Source organism: Maritimimonas sp. 2405UD52-3, from assembly GCF_056591715.1.
This window is the reverse complement of the sequence record NZ_JBWQOL010000005.1, coordinates 114,298-132,314: the sequence shown is the minus strand read 5'-3', so window position 1 is coordinate 132,314 and position 18,017 is coordinate 114,298. Positions and strand designations below refer to the sequence as shown.

The following is an 18,017-nucleotide window of genomic DNA, read 5'->3' as shown; positions in this document are numbered from 1 at the left end:
CAGTTAAATTTAAATGGTATGGCATATTATTCAGTATTAGACGTAACTCCAACTAACATGGATTAGGTAGAGGCTTATGTAGCAGTATCAGCAGATATTGCTGCTAAACATGGTGGTAAATATTTAGCAAGAACAGCAAATCATGAACAAATTGAAGGTGCTGAACAACCGGCAGCATTACGTATCATTTTAGAATGGCCTTCTAAAGAAGCTGCCCAAAATTTTATGATTGATCCAGAGTACGTACCGCATTTAAAAGCTCGTACCGCTGGTTCAGTGAGTCATCATTATTTGATTGAAAAGAAAGACGATTTAACATAAATGCAATTCGAAAAAATAAATAAAGGTTTTAATCATACTTTCAAACCAAATAAATTAAGCATTGGATTGGTTGTTCCTATAGAGAACCATGCAGCTAGCCCTATACCAACAATGGTTGATCATTTAGAGCGGGTAAAGCTCATAGAACAATTAGGGTTTAAAGCACTATGGATCCGCGATGTGCCGTTTCATGTTCCTTCATTTGGTGATGCAGGACAAACCTATGACCCATTCACATATCTTGGTTATTTGGTTGGACAAACCTCTGAGATTGCTTTAGGTGTAGCGAGTATTGCTTTGCCGTTGCATCACCCGGTACATGTCGCAAAGTCAGCTGCAACCATTGACCAACTGTCAGACGGAAGACTCATTATGGGAGTAGCTTCTGGAGATCGTTATGATGAATATCCGGCAATGGGTATTGATTATGACAAGAGAGGAGAATTATTTAGAGAATCCTTTGAATATATTAGAAAAGCACAAGACGATTTTCCAATCGTCAAAAGCAATCATTATGGTAATGTAAGAGGTCACATTGATATTTTACCTAAAGCAACTGGTCATAAGGTACCTATGATGGTCACCGGGTATAGTCAACAATCTTTAGCATGGAATGCTGAGCATGGTGATGGTTGGATGTACTATCCTAGAAATTTATACCAGCAAGAACATATGATTAAAGAATGGAGGGAATTGATCTCAAAATACACTGAATTTAGCAAACCCTTTTTGCAACCTTTATATATTGATTTACATAAGAATAAAGACTTTGAACCACAGCCTATTCATTTAGGATTTAGAATAGGAGCCAACTATTTGATCGAATATTTTAAACAATTAGAAAGGATTGGTGTGAATCATGTTGCATTAAATTTGAGGTTTAACTCAACCAACATTGAAGAAACATTAGAACGTTTAGCGGAAGATGTGTTATCACATTTTCACACAGATATTAAAGAAGAGATTAGCACATGAAAACAATATTAATTACAGGAAGCACAGACGGCATAGGGAAGCTGACTGCAATAAAACTTGCTAAAGACGGACATAAAATTTATTTGCATGGAAGAAATCAGGAAAAATTAACCCGTGTAACCTTAGAGGTAAAAGAAGCATCTGGTAATGAAAACATTAATGGATTTTCAGCTGACTTTTCTGATTTTCAAGCAGTCAAAAGCATGGCAAAAGAAGTGAATTCAACCCTTTCAAGGTTAGATGTATTAATAAACAATGCTGGAATTTTTAAAAGTCCTGTTAATCAAACAAAATTTGGAGATATTAGAATGGTTGTTAACTATTTGGCACCTTACTTATTTACTAAAGAAATCATGCCATTACTAGAGAAAGGAAATGAAGCACGTATTGTAAATCTAAGTTCAGCGGCACAATCACCAGTTTCTTTAGAGGCTGTTGGAGGCGCAGAAATTTTTAATGTGAATTCAGCCTATGCGCAAAGTAAGTTGGCCTTGACCATGTGGAGTTTTGATCTGGCAAAAAGTCAAAATAAGGTTGCTGTAATAGCCGTAAATCCTGGTTCATTGTTAAATACACGTATGGTAGCGGAAGCCTATGGGCAACATTGGGCTCCAGCCGATAAAGGTGCTACTATTTTGTATCAGTTAGCGATTTCTGATGAATATAAGCGAGTCACCGGAAAGTATTTTGATAATGATAAAGGTAACCCTAAAGGTGCTTTTGCACCGGCGCATGCTGATGCTTATGATGAAAATAAAATATTGGCATTAATTAGTAAAACAAAAGAAGTACTAGATAAATGACAAATCACTTAGGAACTTTAGATTTCTTACATTTACTATATGACAAAATCATTACCTAAAATAGTATTCAAATCGAGTATTGACCTCGATATTGAGGTTATGACTTTGGCTGAAACGTATAGTAAGCTTACCAAAATTGATGACCACAATCCTTTTGCACCTCATAAAATTCAATTTTACCTCATTGTTATTGTTACCGAAGGTTGGTGCCAACATTATGTAGATTTTCAGTTTTATGACATAAAAGAAGGAAGCGTATTGTTTGTTGCCAAAAATCAAGTACACCACTTTACCGAAAGTATGAGAAATGCGCAGGGTTTTAGTATTATCATTAGCAGTCAATTCTTGGAGGAAAACTATTTTCTATCTAAGAACATTAATTTAAGCAGGTTATACAATTACCACTTAGAGTTACCTGTAATTCATCAAGAAGACATGGGCGAAGACAGCTTCATTGGTATTGTCAATAAACTTTACCAAGAGTATTATTTTCCAAATGATTTTGCCAAAAACGAAATTTTACATGCCTTACTACATCTCTTGTTATTAAAAGCTGAACGTGTAAAGGAATCCAAGTCGGTCAATAATATAAAAACGCAATGGAAAGATACATTTATCACCTTTAAAAATATGCTCGAGAAGGACTATGTAACCACAAGAAATTCAAGGTTTTATGCTGAAAAATTGTTAGTATCTTACAAGTTTCTAAATGACATCGTAAAGAAATTAACAGGAAAGACAGTCAAGACTTTTATTGATGATTTTGTAACGATTGAAATCAAGCGTTATTTAGTATCAACTTCTTTATCTGTAAAAGAAATTAGTTATAAAACAGGATTTGAAGAGCCAGCTAATATGATCAAATTTTTTAAGAAAAATACTCAAAAAACACCGCTTCAATTTAGAAGTCAATTATAGTATTAGTTACACTTTTACTATTTTTTGTTTCAGATTGATAGTCTTCTATTCTTTACTTCTTCTCAATTTTGCAATACAAAAAATAAAAATGAATAACACAATAGAAGAAAATATAGAAGTAGTTCTAAATGAATTATTTAACGATTCTAAGAATGATCACCTTAAAATGATGAAGGGTGTTGTTAAAAGTGTATTTAGACCCATGCAACCATCTGATTTCAAAGAGGCATACTTATCTATAACTAAGGAACAAGGTGAGGATTTAGTAAATCTTATAAAACAAAATCACATAAAGAGTATTATTGAATTCGGAACCTCTTTCGGTATATCAACACTTTATTTAGCTCAAGGTGCAATTGAAACAGGAGGAAGTATTGTTACAACAGAATTACTTGAATCTAAAGCATTAAAAGCTGTAGAAAATTTTAAAAAAGCTGGTGTAAATGATCTTATAGAGATGAGAATTGGGGATGCCATTGAAACATTGAAAAATTATAGTAACCCCATTGACCTATTACTATTAGATGGTTGGAAGGATTTGTATTTACCACTTTTTCAAATGTTGGAGACCAATTTTCATGATGATACATTTATATATGTTGATAATGCAGATATGTCAGAAGTTAAAACATTTTTAAAAGTAATAGCCAAGAATCCCAAATATCAATTAGAATCTAAGCATCAAGGTAAGGTGATGCTAATTCGTATGCGATAAATTACTTTGCTATATTTATAAAATTTTAATAAAAAGAATAAATAGAACTAATAATAAATTTAACCAAAAATGAAAAAAACAATTTTAGTATTGGCCGGCATTGTTATGCTAGCAAGCTGTAAAACAGAAAAAAAAGAGAACTCAGAAACATCAAAAATAGAAGCAGCAAAAGAAGAAACAGTAATGGAAGTATCAAACAAAGACAAGGCAGTAGCTGTGCTTGAAAGCCTAGAAACAGGAGCACATGAACCAATTGGATATATCAATCCAGAAAAATACATTCAACATAATCAAGCAGTGGCTGACGGTTTAGCTGGTTTTGGGGAGGTGATGAAAAATGCTCCTGAAGGAGGTTTTAAAGCCAAAGTAGTACGCTCTTTTGAGGATGGTGATTATGTATTTTCGCAAACAGTGTACGACTTTTTTGGACCAAAAATAGGTTTTGATGTATTCCGTTTTGAAGATGGAAAAATTGTGGAGCACTGGGATAATTTAATTCCCGTTCAACCTGCAAATCCAAGTGGTCACACACAAACTGACGGTGCTACAGAAGTTACAGATCTAGATAAAACAGATGCAAATAAGCAAGTAGTGACTGAATTTATTACCAATGTACTTTTAAATGGTGAAATGGATAAAGTGACTACTTATATCAATCCAGAAAACTATGTACAACATAATCCTGCTGTTGCAGATGGTTTAGATGGTTTTGGTGCAGCCATGAAGTACTTTGCTGAAAACGGATTGGTCATGGAGTATGAAAAACTACATAAGGTATTAGGACAAGGAAATTTTGTTTTAGCAATTAGTGAAGGAAAATTTGGTAAGGGTGATCATACTTCATTCTATGATCTATTTCGACTAGAGAATGGACGAATTGTTGAACACTGGGATGTGATTGAAACCATTGCAGCAGAAGCTGATAGAAAAAATACCAACGGAAAATTTAACTTTCCTAACTAATGCGTAACACACTTATTTTCTTAATCTGTTGTTTATCGTTTTTTAGTTGCCAGCAAAATACTAAGATTATGGAAAGACCTTATGTGATAGAAGTAACTTCATTTCAATTTAAACCTACTATAAATGCAGATAATTTTTGGAAAGAAGATGATAGGGTAGAGGAAATATATACGAGTAAACAACCAGGTTTTATTCGTCGAGAAAGTGGATTTTCTAAAGACAAAAACGAAGTTGTAGTAGTTGTGTATTGGAAAACCAATGAAGATGCTGAAGCTTCTATGCAAAAGTTTATGCAAGATTCTTCTGTTGTAGACTTCGCGAATATGATTGATGGTTCAACAATGAAAATGGCACGCTATACTGTAAAATAAATATAAAAATTAGTTTTATACGACGAATCCTGTTTCAGAAAACTATCTGAGGCAGGATTTTTTTATTGTACAAAAGTGTATAGTTTTGAAAATGCCAGAATTTCAATTAAAATTCAGTAATTACTTGTGTTAAAACCTGATTTCTGTACACTGCGTATAGTTTTTGTATAGGTATTTTATTGTGTTTTGAGTGAGCATTAGTTTACATTTGAAGACCAATAACTTATTCTCATGAAACTCAATTCTCAATTTTCTTTAAAAATAGCAGCATTTTTTTTAATAACTAATTCTTTCTTCTTAATTGCTCAAGTAAGTGTGGGAAATGGAAGTTATACAACAACTTTTCCAGGAACTGATGTTGCCGGTAGAAATGGGTTTCCATCTGGCTCACCGCAATTAAGTGGAAATGCAATAGGGAAACCTGTACCTACAAATGATTGGTGGTCTACACTTATAAAAGAAAATCATGCTAGTAATTTATTCAATTACCCTATAACCATGAGAACTACTAGCCAAGGATTAATAGTTACCTACATTCCTTGGGGTCCTATTGGTAACTCTGCACCAATACAAGTTGGTTTAACTGGATTAAACACTCCAAGAACTACAGTTTCAGATTATTCAGATTGGACCGTTACCATGGATTGGAATGATGGCTCTCGTAACTTACAGGCAACTTCTGGTATTGGAATGCCATTTGTTTATTTTGAAAAAGACACTGATGATATAGTTGAAATTAAGGTCAATTCAGGTACTGCTACTGTTTCAAATGAAATACTCACTATTGAAAATGCCTCTCATGGAGCTGATTTTGTGTTTTATGCTCCAACAGGCAGCTCTTGGACACTATCAGGTGATACATATACTTCAACTTTAAATGGGCAGAATTATTGGTCTATGGCAATGCTTCCTCAAAGTGCCACCAACGTTAGCTCAGTTGCACAAGCTTATAAAAAATACGCATATGTATTCCCTACGAATACAACTACTTCCTGGAATTTTAATCAAAGTAACTCTGTGGTAACAACAACTTTTACAGTTGATACAGATATAAAAGAAGGAACAGATACAAATGTTCTTATGGGTTTATTACCACATCAATGGAGTAACTTGGCTTCAAGTTCATCGACGCCAAACGGAGACAGCTATGGTACAGTTAGAGGAGAACTAAAAACGTTGGATGGAAATAGCTTTGTTGTTGAAAATACATTTAAAGGTATACTTCCAACATTACCAAATTTGTTGCAATATAGCCCAGGTTATGATCCAGTTGATTTAGATGCCAAAATAGTTCAAATTGAAAATGATGCATTAGCTCCTTGGACAGATTCTTACAATGAGGGACAAGTCATGAACAGATTGGTTCAAACAGCTAGAATAGCAGATCAAATGGGAGATGTAGAAGCAAGAGATAAAATGATCGCTACCTTGAAAGAGCGTTTAGAAGATTGGTTAACCTATCAATCCGGAGAAGTAGCTTTCTTATTTTACTATAATGATACATGGTCTGCTATGCTAGGATACCCTGCTGGGCATGGGCAAGACAATAATATAAACGACCATCATTTTCATTGGGGATATTTTATTCATGCTGCTTCTTTCATGGAACAGTTTGAGCCAGGTTGGGCTGATCAATGGGGAGATATGATAAATTTACTGATTAGAGATGCCGCTTCTGAAGATAGAAATGATTCTCTTTTTCCGTTTTTGAGAAATTTTAGCCCTTATGCAGGGCATAGTTGGGCTAACGGATTTGCTACATTTCCGCAAGGAAATGATCAAGAATCAACATCTGAAAGTATGCAGTTTAATTCGTCTCTTATCCATTGGGGAACTATTACCGGCAACGATGAAATTCGTGATCTTGGAATATATCTGTATACAACAGAACAAACAGCAGTAGAAGAATATTGGTTAGATGTTTACGATCGAAACTTTCAAGCTTCACAACAATATAGCTTAGTTTCAAGAGTTTGGGGAAATTCTTATGATAATGGTACATTTTTTACAGCTGATATTGCTGCTTCATATGGCATAGAGTTATATCCTATGCATGGAGGTTCATTATACTTAGCACACAACCAATCTTATGCGCAATCATTGTGGGCAGAAATGGCAGCCAATACGGGTGTTTTGAATAATCAGGAAAACCCGCATTTATGGCATGATACCTATTGGAAATTTCTTTCATTAACAGATGCGCAAGCGGCTATTGACTTATACGATTCTTACCCAGATAGAAATTTGAAGTTTGGTATATCTGATGCACAAACGTATCATTGGTTGCATTCAATGAATGCGCTTGGTAATGTTGATGCTTCTATAACCGCAAATTACCCAATTGCGGTTGCGTTTTCAGATGATAATAATGTGCTAACCTATGTAGCCCACAATTATTCAGATGCTGCTAGAACGGTTACATTCTCTAATGGTTATATGCTTAGTGTTCCGGCAAATTCTATGGCCACCAGTAGAGATATTAATGTATCAGCAACGTTAGCTTCGGATACTTATCAAGTTGATGAAAATGAGAGTGTTACTCTTACAGCCTCTACTACTGGAAGCGGTATTACTAGAGTAGAATTCTATGATGGAGACACTTTAATTGGTGAAGATACAAGTGCACCTTATGAATTTACTACTTCAGGATTAGACATTAGAATTCACTCTATGTATGCAAAGGTGTATGTAAATTCAGAGTTTAATATTTCTAATGTTATAAATATTCAGGTAGGCGATCAGGTACCATACTCAGGAACGGCAGCACCAATACCCGGAGTTTTAGAAGCTGCTCATTACGATACGTATGAAGGAGGCCTAGGACAAAATATTTCTTATTTTGATTCATCCGTAGACAATCAAGGTGATTTTAGACCAACAGAATATGTTGATGCTATTTCTGATGCTTCAGAAGATGATACTGTAAGTTTTATTACAGCTGGTGAATGGCTAGAATATACTATAGATGTGCAAAACACTGGATGTTACGATCTAAGTTTGCGCTATGCTTCTGGAAATACAAGTGGAGGAGGACCTTTCTATTTTGAAATTGATGGACAAAAAGTAAGCCCTGATATTCCTTTAACATATACAGGAGGATGGGATAGTTGGAGCAGTAAATCAAGTACAATTGAGTTAACTGCAGGTACGCATATTCTCAAATTAGTAATTATCCAAGGAGAATTTAATTTGGGTAAAATGACATTTGCTTATAATGGTACTGAGTGTACAGTTTCTAATGGTGATACAGGTTTACCATTTGATTTTGAAACATTTCCTATCACTACAGACTTTAACAATTTTGATGGCGGAACAGGCACAGTAGAGGCTGTTTCAGCATTACAAAGCAATGGAAACAACAGTAACAATTTGGCAAAAATAGTTAGAGATGGAGGGCAGGTTTGGGCAGGCGCCTATTTAAATTTAAATAGTGCCTTAAACTTTACTACTGATAACTTTATTAATTTAAAAGTTTGGACAGATGCCCCAATAGGCACCTTGGTGAAAATGAAACTAGAGAGACAAGAAAACGCCAGTAATGCTACTGAGTTAGACCTGTTTACGACGGTTTCCGGACAATGGGAAACATTAAGTTATAATTTTTCAGCACAAGGGGCTAGTGTATTTGATAGACTTGTATTTATGTTTGACTTTGGTAATTTAGGTGATGGTAGTGCTACTTCAACTTTTTATTTTGATGATGTACAACAAAGTAATCAAGCTGTTTTAAGTCTTGAAAATTTTGATAATAGTTCCATCAATATTTTCCCAAACCCTGCTACAAATTTACTTCAAGTCAGATCAGGCTCAAGTGAGTTAACTAAAGTTGAGATATTCTCAGTATTAGGTAAAAAAGTAATAGAGCGTAAACAAAACTTAAATACTATTACTATTGGTAATTTATCTAATGGAATGTATTTTATTAAGGTATATGCTGGAAATAGATATTTCACAAAGAAATTTATAAAGCAGTAAGTTGTTTTAATCAGTCAATAACCTAAGCGAGCATTTTTAGAAAATGCTCGCTTTTTAGTTTAATTTTATCTAACTTTAGTTTTCAATGTTTAATAGTTTAACATACTATTTGGTGCTTTTAGTTTTAAAGCTAAAAGGCATTAAGAAAGAGTTTAGCAAAGCTCCAATAGATTATTTAAAATTACGCAAAGAAGATGTTAAACAACCAAACATCAAAATGTTCAAGCCACACCAGGTTAGAACATTTACAGAAGCAGAAACTCTTATTACCGAAGTACATCCTAGTGCTAGTAAGAATACCTTAATTATTTATTGTCACGGTGGTGCTTTTATTTCAGGACCAGCTCAACATCATTGGGATACTATAAAAAGTATTGTGTCAAAAACAAGCGGTATTGTGTGGATGGTAGATTACCCTAAGGCACCAGAAAACACAATTGAAGTTATCTCCAAAAACATTGATCTTGTCTATTCAAAGGCGTTAAAGGAGTATCCAACATATCAAATTGTTTTGATTGGAGATTCTGTGGGTGGAACATTAATAATGGGACTTACGCAAAAACTAATTCAGAATACTATAAAGCTTCCTAAGAAATTGGTTTTAATCTCACCGGTAGTTGATGCATCTTTGTCTAATCCAGAAATAAATATTTTTGATAAAGTTGACCCGATGCTTTCGCCAAAAGGAGTTTTAAGTGCTAAGGAAATGTGTGCTGGAAATAATAGTTTAGATGATATCAGAATATCTCCTATCAATGGGAGCTTTAAAAATTTTCCTAAGACATTACTATTTGTAGCTGAACATGATATTACATATCCTGACCAAAAGATTGTTATAGAAAAGATGTATGAGAGTAATACCGATCTTCAAGTCATCATTGGAAAGAAGATGCCTCATATCTGGCCTATTTTACCAATTCTTAAAGAGGGAAAAAGTAGTTTGAAAATACTAATAGATTGGATAAACGAAGAGGATTTCTAAAAATATTTATTAAGGATTTGCTTTACTGAACTATAATAAGAACTTCCAAAAAGATTTAAATGCACCAGGAGGTAATACAATTGATAGATTTCTATTCTTGCTGAAGTTTCAGATGTTTTAGGAAAGATATCATGGTAAGCATAATAAAATGAACTACTAAATCCACCAAAAATCTTACTCATGGCAATATCAATTTCATGATGACCATAATAGACAGCTGGATCAATTAAATAGGGGGTTCCGTTTACGTTTATTAAAAAATTATCACTCCATAAGTCACCATGAAGTAGAGAAGGTTTTATATTTTTAAAGAGATCAATCAAAACTTCTTTCATAAATTCCTTGTTGGGAATTTCGCTTGGTCTCAATAGGTTATGAAATAGCGCCAATTGAAACTGGGGTTGTAATCGTTCTTCTATATAAAAATCTAACCAGTTATTATTAAAGCTGTTTTGCTGAGCTAAACTTCCAATAAAATTATCTGTTATGAAACCAATGGATTCTGAAGTTGTTTGATGTAACTGGGCGAATTGATATCCTAGTTTTTCAAAGTCCTGATTTGATGCTTTCTTTGACTCAATAAATTCCATCAATAGAAATGCTTTTTCACCTAAAATTCCTGAATGAAAAACCGTCGATACAGCAATAGTATTTGTTTGAGCTATGGTTTCTAATCCAATTTGTTCGGCTTTAAACATGGCTAAAGCATTAGTACCAGAATTTACTTTTAGAAAATATTGGTTATGAGAAGTTTCTAATAGAAATACTTGTGAAATATCTCCACCTGAAATAGCTTGAAAGCCTTTTACTTTTTCATGAAGTATATCTGAGATATGTTGAATTAGTCTATTCATGAAACAAAAATAAACCAATGAAGGAAACTCCATTGGTTTATCAAGCTTGATATAATTGATTAATAACTATCCTTTTACTTCTTCAACCTCTTGGTTTAGATATTTTACAAAGGGTTGTTTGAACAAACGTTGCCCAGTTGCTTTTTTAATGGCATTGGCTATGGCACCACCTGCAGGAGGTAAGCCAGGTTCACCTAAACCGGTAGGAGAGAGTCCGTTTTCAACAAAATGTACTTCCACTTGAGGGGTTTCCTGCATTCTAATTAATCTATACTTGTCAAAATTCATAGCTGAAGGAACTCCTTTGTCAAAAGTAAAATCACCATACATAGCATGACCTATTCCGTCAAGTACACCGCCTTGCACTTGGTTTATAGCCCCAGTAGGATTTACAACAATACCACAATCAACTGCTGCCACTATTTTTTTGATCACTGGTTTCCCATCTTTCAACTCAACTTCGGCCAATTCGGCCACATGGGTATTATGGCTGTAATAAGCACAAAAACCTTGATAAACACCATCAGGAGCTTTACCCCAATTTCCTTTTTCAGCACAAAGCTTAATGGTATCTTCCATGCGCTTACCAGAGTATTCTATTTTTTCATCTTTAGAGTCTTTTACATTTTGTAACAAATCGATGCGCAATTGCACCGGATCTTGTCCTAGTTCTTCTGCCAACTCGTCAAAGAAACTCTGTTCTGCAAATGCAAGGAAATTGGTATAAGGTGCTCTCCAGGCACCTGTAGTGATATTACTTTGGTAACTATCGCTTTCAACCTTATAATTTGGGATACACCCTGCCGGAAAGAAATGAGGAATCAAATCATACATATTAGAATTGACAGCAGCTTCTTTTAAGTGATAACCTGTAATCTTTCCATCCTTGATAGAAGCAGCAATTCTATACTTAATTGCAGGCCTGTAAACACCATCGGCCATATCATCTTCTCTAGAGAATACAACTTTAACAGGCTTTTTAATAGCATCTGAAATTTCTGTAGCCTCAACTACAAAATCTCCATATAACCTACGACCAAATCCACCACCCATACGTGTCATTTCTAGATGAATGTTTTCTTCTGGTCTGCCTAACATCTTCGCAATATATCCGGACGTCCATTGAGGTGTTTGAATAGGGCCAACTAAATGAATTTTATCAGCAGTTACATCAGCGTAAAAATTCATTGGCTCTAAGCAATTGTGTGGTAAGAAAGGTGATTCATACGTTCTTGTGATCACCTTATCAGCTTGGGCGAACGCTTTCTTTACGTTACCATCTTCTCTTCGAGAAGTAAGTTTGGGGCTGTCTAAAATCTTATCTAATTCTTTATTATGATCAGCTATACTCTCCAGCTTACTTCCTGCCTTCCATTCAGCCTTGAGCGCCTTTTTACCTTTCATTGCAGCCCAAGTACTAGTGGCAATGACTGCAATTTTATCACTCATACGCGTAAATCGATTAACCTGATCACCCACAGATTTCGTTTTATCCCCAAATTTTATAACATCTAAGACACCACTTACGGCTTTTGCAGCTGTATCATCGTAACTCATTAGTTCTTGTCCAAATGCTGGTGAGCGTAATACCGAAGCATAGACCATTCCGTCTTTTTTATAGTCAAGTCCAAATAATGGTTTTCCGGTAACGATTCCGTCAAGATCAACATTTATAGCATTTGTACCTATAATTTTATAATCTTTTGGGTCTTTTAATTTTACATCTTCCGGAACATCTAAAGTAGCGGCTTCAACTGCTATTTCTCCGTAATTTAATTGTTCACCATTGGCATTAGTAATTATACCTTCTGAGGCACTACATGTACTCGCATCTACTCCCCACTTTGCCGCTGCAGCATTAATGAGCATCTGTTTTGTAGTTGCTCCCGTTTGACGTAATGCATCCCAGCCATGGCGAATTGATTGACTACCACCTGCTACTTGTCGTTTATATTCTGTTTTATTGTAATCTGCTTGTGCTACTACAACATGATCCCATGGTACGTCTAATTCTTCAGCTATGATCATTGGCATAGAAGTTTTTACACCTTGGCCTATTTCAGGATTAGGAGCAAAAATGGTGACGTAACCATTTTCAGCTATTTTAATAAATGCATTAAAATCTTTAAAATTTAAGCTAGAAATATCTACTACTTCTTTAGGAAGTACTGCTTCCTTCTTACAAGCTGTAAATAGATTAAAGCCTATAAGCATTCCGCCACCAGCTATAGCTGAGGTTCTTAAAAAGTTTCTTCTGCTTACTGTGAATGTGTTTTCTTTTGTTCTCATGTTATCAATTATTAAGAAACCTTTTTAGCAGCCATAGCAACAGCTTTTTCTATTCTATTGTAGGAAGCACATCTGCAAATATTACCATGCATAGCTTCACGTATTTCTTCATTTGAAGGACTGGGATTGTCCTTTAAGAAAGAAGCTGCTGTCATAATTTGTCCTGCTTGGCAGTATCCGCATTGTGGCACATCTACCTCTTTCCAGGCTTCTTGTAATGGATGATCACCATTTTCTGATAAGCCTTCAATAGTAGTAATTTTTAGCCCATCTAGACCAGAAACTCTAAGTTGGCAACTTCTGGTTGCTTGTCCATCTACATGAACAGTGCAAGCACCACACTGTGCAATACCGCAACCATATTTAGTACCTACTAAATTTAGTTCATCGCGTAAAACCCATAATAAAGGAGTGTCTTCGTCAACGTTTACCGACATAGTTTGCCCGTTGACATTGAGATTATAGTTTGGCATTTCTGAAGAGAATTAGAATTATCAGTAAAAGGTACAAAAAATTGAAAACCAATTTATTGATGGGCTTTATTTTTTTTAATATTAACTATGAATTCACATTTCTTTAACTTTTGTTGCATTTTTATTTTTTGGGATGTTTTTTAGTAGATTTATCCCTCTAATTTTTTTAGCATGTATATTAAAAAGACTTTTCCGTTATCGGGTATACTTAGGTGGACTCGACGAAATATCTACATATTTGTCATTTTAGCAACAATCCCGGTATTTTTGTTTGATGTTATTGGATTAAAGTGGTTACATGTACCATGGTTGCCATTGGGAGTGTTGGGTACTGCGATTTCATTTTTGATCAGTTTTAAAAACAATGCATCTTACGATAGACTTTGGGAAGCACGAAAAATATGGGGTGGTATTGTAAATTCCTCACGTTCGTGGACGATTATGGTAAAAGATTATATTAATAATGATCATGCAGAGAATAAGCTTTCAAAAGACAAATTATTTAAAATTCACCAAGAATTAGTACATCGCCATGTAGCTTGGTTAACGTCTTTGCGTTATCAACTACGTAAAGATAAACCTTGGGAAGCACATTTAAAGAGGAGTAAGTCTAATGCCGAATTTAGAAAAACCATGTTGTATGTTCATGAAGATGAAATCCCTATTGAAGACGTTATCAGGGATTATATTTCAGAAGAAGAATATAAAGAACTGTTCGCTAAAGTCAATCAAGCTTCACAAATTTTAGGGATACAATCACGTCGTTTAAGAGAGTTAAAAGAAGGAGGTTATATTGATGATTTCCGTCATATGGAAATGGAAAACATGTTGGTAGAGTTTTACACGCTTCAGGGAAAAAGTGAGCGTATTAAAAACTTCCCGTATCCTCGCCAATATGCAACGATGAATTATCTTTTCGTCTGGTTATTTATTATTTTAGTGCCTTACGGAATTATGGAAAGTTTTGAAGTTATTGGTGACAATATTTTATTAGAATTACAAAAACATCAATCTAGAACTGCTTGGGGGCACAGAATACAAGAGTTTATTGCAGAGCATTTTGTATGGTTTTCCATTCCATTTAGTGTTGTAGTTGCTTGGGTGTTTAATACGATGGAATTGATTGGTGAAAATACGGAGAATCCATTTGAAGGGGGACCTAATGATGTGCCTATAACTGATATGAGTAGAGGTATTGAGATAGATATTCGTCAGTTAATTGATGATGATAATATTCCAAAGCCTTATGAATGGAAGAATGATATTGTGATGTAGATTCTTTTAAAATTAGTAGAATTGTTTATTTTAGATACTTCATGAAATCAGAATACCTTAAATCGACTTTTTATTTAGATTATAATAGTCCTCAAATTCAGGAATTGATTTCTGACATGGGTTTTTCAACTTCAGCGCAAGAAAGAATAGAGTTACTCTACATTAAGGTTAGAGATGGTTGGCGTTATAACCCTTTTGTTATTGGGTTAACTAAGGAGCATTATATAGCGAGTTCTATTTTTAAAAAAAGAGAAGCACATTGCATAGATAAAGCTATTTTGTTGATTGCAGGTTTAAGGGGCATGGGTATTCCAGCTAGATTACATTTAGCCAAAGTGTCCAATCATATTGCCACAGAGCGCCTGGAGGAAAAATTGGGTACCAATGAACTGGCACCTCATGGTCTTGTAGATGTTTATCACAATGGTAATTGGCGAAAGTGTTCCCCTGCATTTAATACAGAACTCTGTGATAGATACAATGTAGACGTCTTAGATTTTGACGGTACAGAAGATTCCGTACTTCAGGAATATAATAGAGATGACAAAAAGTTTATGGAATATTTAGAAGATTATGGTAGTTTTGAGGATGTTCCTTTGGAGGAAATTAAATTGATATTTAAGACTAACTACCCTGAAATGTACGATCATTTTAAGCAACAAGAAATAATAAATTTTAAATAGCCAATGCTAACCAAAAGAAACTACTCTTTAAAAGAAATGCTTTCGTGGACACGAAAGTATATATACATATTTATTATACTTTCATTAATCCCAGTACTGTTATACTCGGGTTTAAAGTGGTATTGGTTACACTTGCCTTGGCTACCTATTGGCTTGGTGGGTACAGCCTTAGCATTTATTATTTCGTTTAAAAATAATGCGTCTTATGGTCGACTTTGGGAGGCAAGAAAAATTTGGGGAGGCATCGTTAATGCCTCTCGCTCATTTGCTATGATGTGTAATGACTATATCACCAATGAGCATGCAAAAGACAACTTATCTGAAGATGATTTTTTTAAGATAAGAAAGCAACTCATTCTACGTCATGTAGCTTGGATGGCTTCTTTACGTCATGCATTACGAGCACCAAAACCTTGGGAGATATCGTATTTAAACAAATCTGACCGTGAGTATATTGATAAGCGTTTTAAAATAAAAGAGCACACTACAAGTTTGGGAGATGAACTAACGGACTATGTTACCGAAGAGGAAAAGGAACATATACTAGATCATAGGAATAAGCAAGGAGCTTGTTTAAAACTACAATCGAAACAATTGCGTGAGCTTAAAGAGCAGGGGTATATTTGGGAGTTTTCATTTTTAGAAATGGAAAATATGCTAGTAGAGTTTTTTACACTGCAAGGAAAAGCAGAACGTATTAAGAATTTCCCATATCCAAGACAGTTTGCAACGCTCAACCGTTTCTTTATCTGGATTTTCGTGTTTCTGTTACCTTATGGAATGATGCATGAATTTAATGAAATTGGGAGGCAGATTGTTGAAATATCACAGCAATGGAAGCCCTATCCAGAAGGCGGCTATCACCACCTGATTGAAGTAATTGGTGCCAATTTTGTATGGTTTACTATTCCGTTTAGCGTGGTAATTTCTTGGATATTCCATACAATGGAACGCATAGGTGAAGTATCTGAAAACCCGTTTGAGGGTACTCCAAATGATGTTCCAATTACCACAATGTCTCGTGGAATAGAGATTGACATTCGTCAAATCATTGGGGATGATGCCAAAGAAATTCCAGAAGGCATACCCGAAGTGTTTGATACGCAGATGTAATTTTTAAAAATTCTTTAACTTTATATTAATCAAAAACAATTATTTTTATTTAAAATTTAATTTTAATCATGACCATAGAAAATATCATAGACAGATTAGAACAAGGAAACCAACGTTTTGTTTCTGACAAATTAGAAGGAAAATTACATGACCAAAATCGTCGTGACGCATTAACAGGAGGGCAAGATCCATATGCTATCATTTTAAGTTGTGCTGATAGTAGAGTAGTGCCAGAGCTAGCCTTTGATGCTGGTTTAGGTGAGGTTTTTGTAGTACGTGTAGCAGGAAATGTTGCTAACACATCATCAATGGCAAGTATTGAATATGCCGTGGCTCATATTGGCAGTAAAGTGTTAGTTGTTTTAGGCCATCAAAGTTGTGGAGCCGTTACCGCTGCAGTAAGTGGTGGGGATAATGGTTATAATCTAAATCATTTGCTTTCACATATAACGCCTGCAATCTCTGCTTCAGCAGACGGAGCTCCAGTGAACGACATAGTAAAAAAGAATGCTGAATTAAATGCTGATGAATTGTATAACAGATCAGCCATTATTAAAAAAGCCGTAGATAATGGAGATCTTAAAATTGTTCCTGCTTATTATAATTTAGATACCGGTAAGGTAGATTTCTTATAAGTTCTGAAAAAATAGAATTTAAAAAGGCTGTCATTTGGCAGCCTTTATTGTTTTAATGCAGCAAATCCTACAGGCTTGTTCTTATAGAATACTTTTCCGTAACTAAAGTTTTCTTTTACTGGAAAATCTAAGTAGTACGCTACATCTTCATCCTGTAGATTTAATTTTTTCAATGCCTTGACAAAAGCCTTGTCTTTTCTTTTTCCAATTCTAAGGAACTTAGTTTTGTATGTTTTGGCCTCATAATTTTGATATCCTTTCATTACGGTATCTAGAAAGGTATTGTAATTTTGATTTTGGGCTTTTGATTTTAAGTAGATTTTCTTTTCTCCACGATAATAATATACAGCATTAGCACGAATACGAAGTTTATTATCTTCATCTAATAAGGTAATATCATTAAGATCAAATTGCTCTCTTCCGGCTGTAGTTGGTTTAATAGTTATCTTAACACTTAAAGCTTGCATGTCTTTATCTTCATACCTATAAGGCTGCATCCATGAAGACTTGTTAATAAATGCTCTGCCTACTTCTACTTCAAATTTATCTTTTTGTATATTCTGAGAATGAAGATTTAATAGTAAACAGTTAAATATAAGTGCTATTAAAATTGTCCTTTTCATATTATTTAATTCATATTTATATTCTCATATACAATTATAATACCAGAAT

Annotated in this window: 16 protein-coding genes and 1 pseudogene; 13 read left to right on the top strand and 4 right to left on the bottom strand. The window is 34.5% G+C overall.

Going from position 1 to position 18,017, the window contains the following annotated elements; genetic code table 11:
* Positions 1 to 81: 81 nt before the first annotated feature.
* From AC1EU5_RS12525 to AC1EU5_RS12485, 9 genes and pseudogenes are all read left to right on the top strand, one after another.
* Positions 82 to 321 (top strand): annotated as a pseudogene (locus AC1EU5_RS12525) (DUF1330 domain-containing protein); the annotation flags it as partial.
* Entirely contained in the window at positions 322 to 1,296 is a 975-nt protein-coding gene (locus tag AC1EU5_RS12520; protein WP_480192739.1) for an LLM class oxidoreductase, read from the top strand.
* A complete protein-coding gene (locus AC1EU5_RS12515; protein WP_480192738.1) occupies positions 1,293 to 2,099 on the top strand; it encodes an SDR family NAD(P)-dependent oxidoreductase in 807 nt (268 codons plus the stop codon). The genes AC1EU5_RS12520 and AC1EU5_RS12515 overlap by 4 nt, the downstream gene beginning before the upstream one ends.
* 39 nt (positions 2,100 to 2,138) lie before the next feature.
* On the top strand, positions 2,139 to 3,017 hold the full coding sequence (locus AC1EU5_RS12510; RefSeq protein ID WP_480192737.1) for an AraC family transcriptional regulator: 879 nt from the start codon (positions 2,139 to 2,141) through the stop codon (positions 3,015 to 3,017).
* Positions 3,018 to 3,105: 88 nt separating this feature from the next.
* Positions 3,106 to 3,732, top strand: coding sequence for an O-methyltransferase (locus AC1EU5_RS12505; RefSeq protein WP_480192736.1), 627 nt, complete (start codon positions 3,106 to 3,108; stop codon positions 3,730 to 3,732).
* 69 nt (positions 3,733 to 3,801) lie between these two features.
* Positions 3,802 to 4,695, top strand: coding sequence for a nuclear transport factor 2 family protein (locus AC1EU5_RS12500; RefSeq protein ID WP_480192735.1), 894 nt, complete (start codon positions 3,802 to 3,804; stop codon positions 4,693 to 4,695).
* Positions 4,696 to 4,763: 68 nt separating this feature from the next.
* Positions 4,764 to 5,066 carry a hypothetical protein gene (locus AC1EU5_RS12495; RefSeq protein WP_480192734.1) on the top strand — a complete coding sequence of 101 codons (303 nt, stop codon included), beginning with the start codon at positions 4,764 to 4,766 and terminating at the stop codon, positions 5,064 to 5,066.
* Between the two features lie 231 nt (positions 5,067 to 5,297).
* Positions 5,298 to 9,041, top strand: coding sequence for a glycosyl hydrolase (locus AC1EU5_RS12490; RefSeq protein WP_480192733.1), 3,744 nt, complete (start codon positions 5,298 to 5,300; stop codon positions 9,039 to 9,041).
* An 85-nt stretch (positions 9,042 to 9,126) separates the two neighbouring features.
* Entirely contained in the window at positions 9,127 to 10,023 is an 897-nt protein-coding gene (locus tag AC1EU5_RS12485; RefSeq protein ID WP_480192732.1) for an alpha/beta hydrolase fold domain-containing protein, read from the top strand.
* On the opposite strand, the gene AC1EU5_RS12480 is transcribed toward AC1EU5_RS12485, so the two are convergent.
* The 3 genes from AC1EU5_RS12480 to AC1EU5_RS12470 form a co-directional block, all read right to left on the bottom strand.
* On the bottom strand, positions 10,020 to 10,877 hold the full coding sequence (locus AC1EU5_RS12480; protein ID WP_480192731.1) for a fructosamine kinase family protein: 858 nt from the start codon (positions 10,875 to 10,877) through the stop codon (positions 10,020 to 10,022). The two genes, AC1EU5_RS12485 and AC1EU5_RS12480, sit on opposite strands and share 4 nt — an antisense overlap.
* Before the next feature lie 66 nt (positions 10,878 to 10,943).
* On the bottom strand, positions 10,944 to 13,166 hold the full coding sequence (locus AC1EU5_RS12475; protein ID WP_480192730.1) for a xanthine dehydrogenase family protein molybdopterin-binding subunit: 2,223 nt from the start codon (positions 13,164 to 13,166) through the stop codon (positions 10,944 to 10,946).
* A gap of 11 nt (positions 13,167 to 13,177) precedes the next feature.
* Complete coding sequence (locus AC1EU5_RS12470; RefSeq protein WP_480192729.1) at positions 13,178 to 13,639, bottom strand: (2Fe-2S)-binding protein; 462 nt, start codon at positions 13,637 to 13,639, stop codon at positions 13,178 to 13,180.
* 171 nt (positions 13,640 to 13,810) lie between these two features.
* On the opposite strand from AC1EU5_RS12470, the gene AC1EU5_RS12465 reads away from it, so the two are divergent.
* From AC1EU5_RS12465 to AC1EU5_RS12450, 4 genes are all read left to right on the top strand, one after another.
* Positions 13,811 to 14,914, top strand: a complete 1,104-nt coding sequence (locus AC1EU5_RS12465; RefSeq protein ID WP_480192728.1) for a bestrophin family protein — start codon at positions 13,811 to 13,813, stop codon at positions 14,912 to 14,914.
* Between the two features lie 41 nt (positions 14,915 to 14,955).
* Positions 14,956 to 15,597, top strand: a complete 642-nt coding sequence (locus AC1EU5_RS12460; protein ID WP_480192727.1) for a transglutaminase-like domain-containing protein — start codon at positions 14,956 to 14,958, stop codon at positions 15,595 to 15,597.
* A 3-nt stretch (positions 15,598 to 15,600) separates the two neighbouring features.
* Positions 15,601 to 16,710 carry a bestrophin family protein gene (locus AC1EU5_RS12455; RefSeq protein WP_480192726.1) on the top strand — a complete coding sequence of 370 codons (1,110 nt, stop codon included), beginning with the start codon at positions 15,601 to 15,603 and terminating at the stop codon, positions 16,708 to 16,710.
* Positions 16,711 to 16,778: 68 nt separating this feature from the next.
* On the top strand, positions 16,779 to 17,345 hold the full coding sequence (locus tag AC1EU5_RS12450; protein WP_480192725.1) for a carbonic anhydrase: 567 nt from the start codon (positions 16,779 to 16,781) through the stop codon (positions 17,343 to 17,345).
* Positions 17,346 to 17,389: 44 nt separating this feature from the next.
* On the opposite strand, the gene AC1EU5_RS12445 is transcribed toward AC1EU5_RS12450, so the two are convergent.
* On the bottom strand, positions 17,390 to 17,968 hold the full coding sequence (locus AC1EU5_RS12445; RefSeq protein WP_480192724.1) for a hypothetical protein: 579 nt from the start codon (positions 17,966 to 17,968) through the stop codon (positions 17,390 to 17,392).
* Between the last annotated feature and the right edge of the window lie 49 nt (positions 17,969 to 18,017).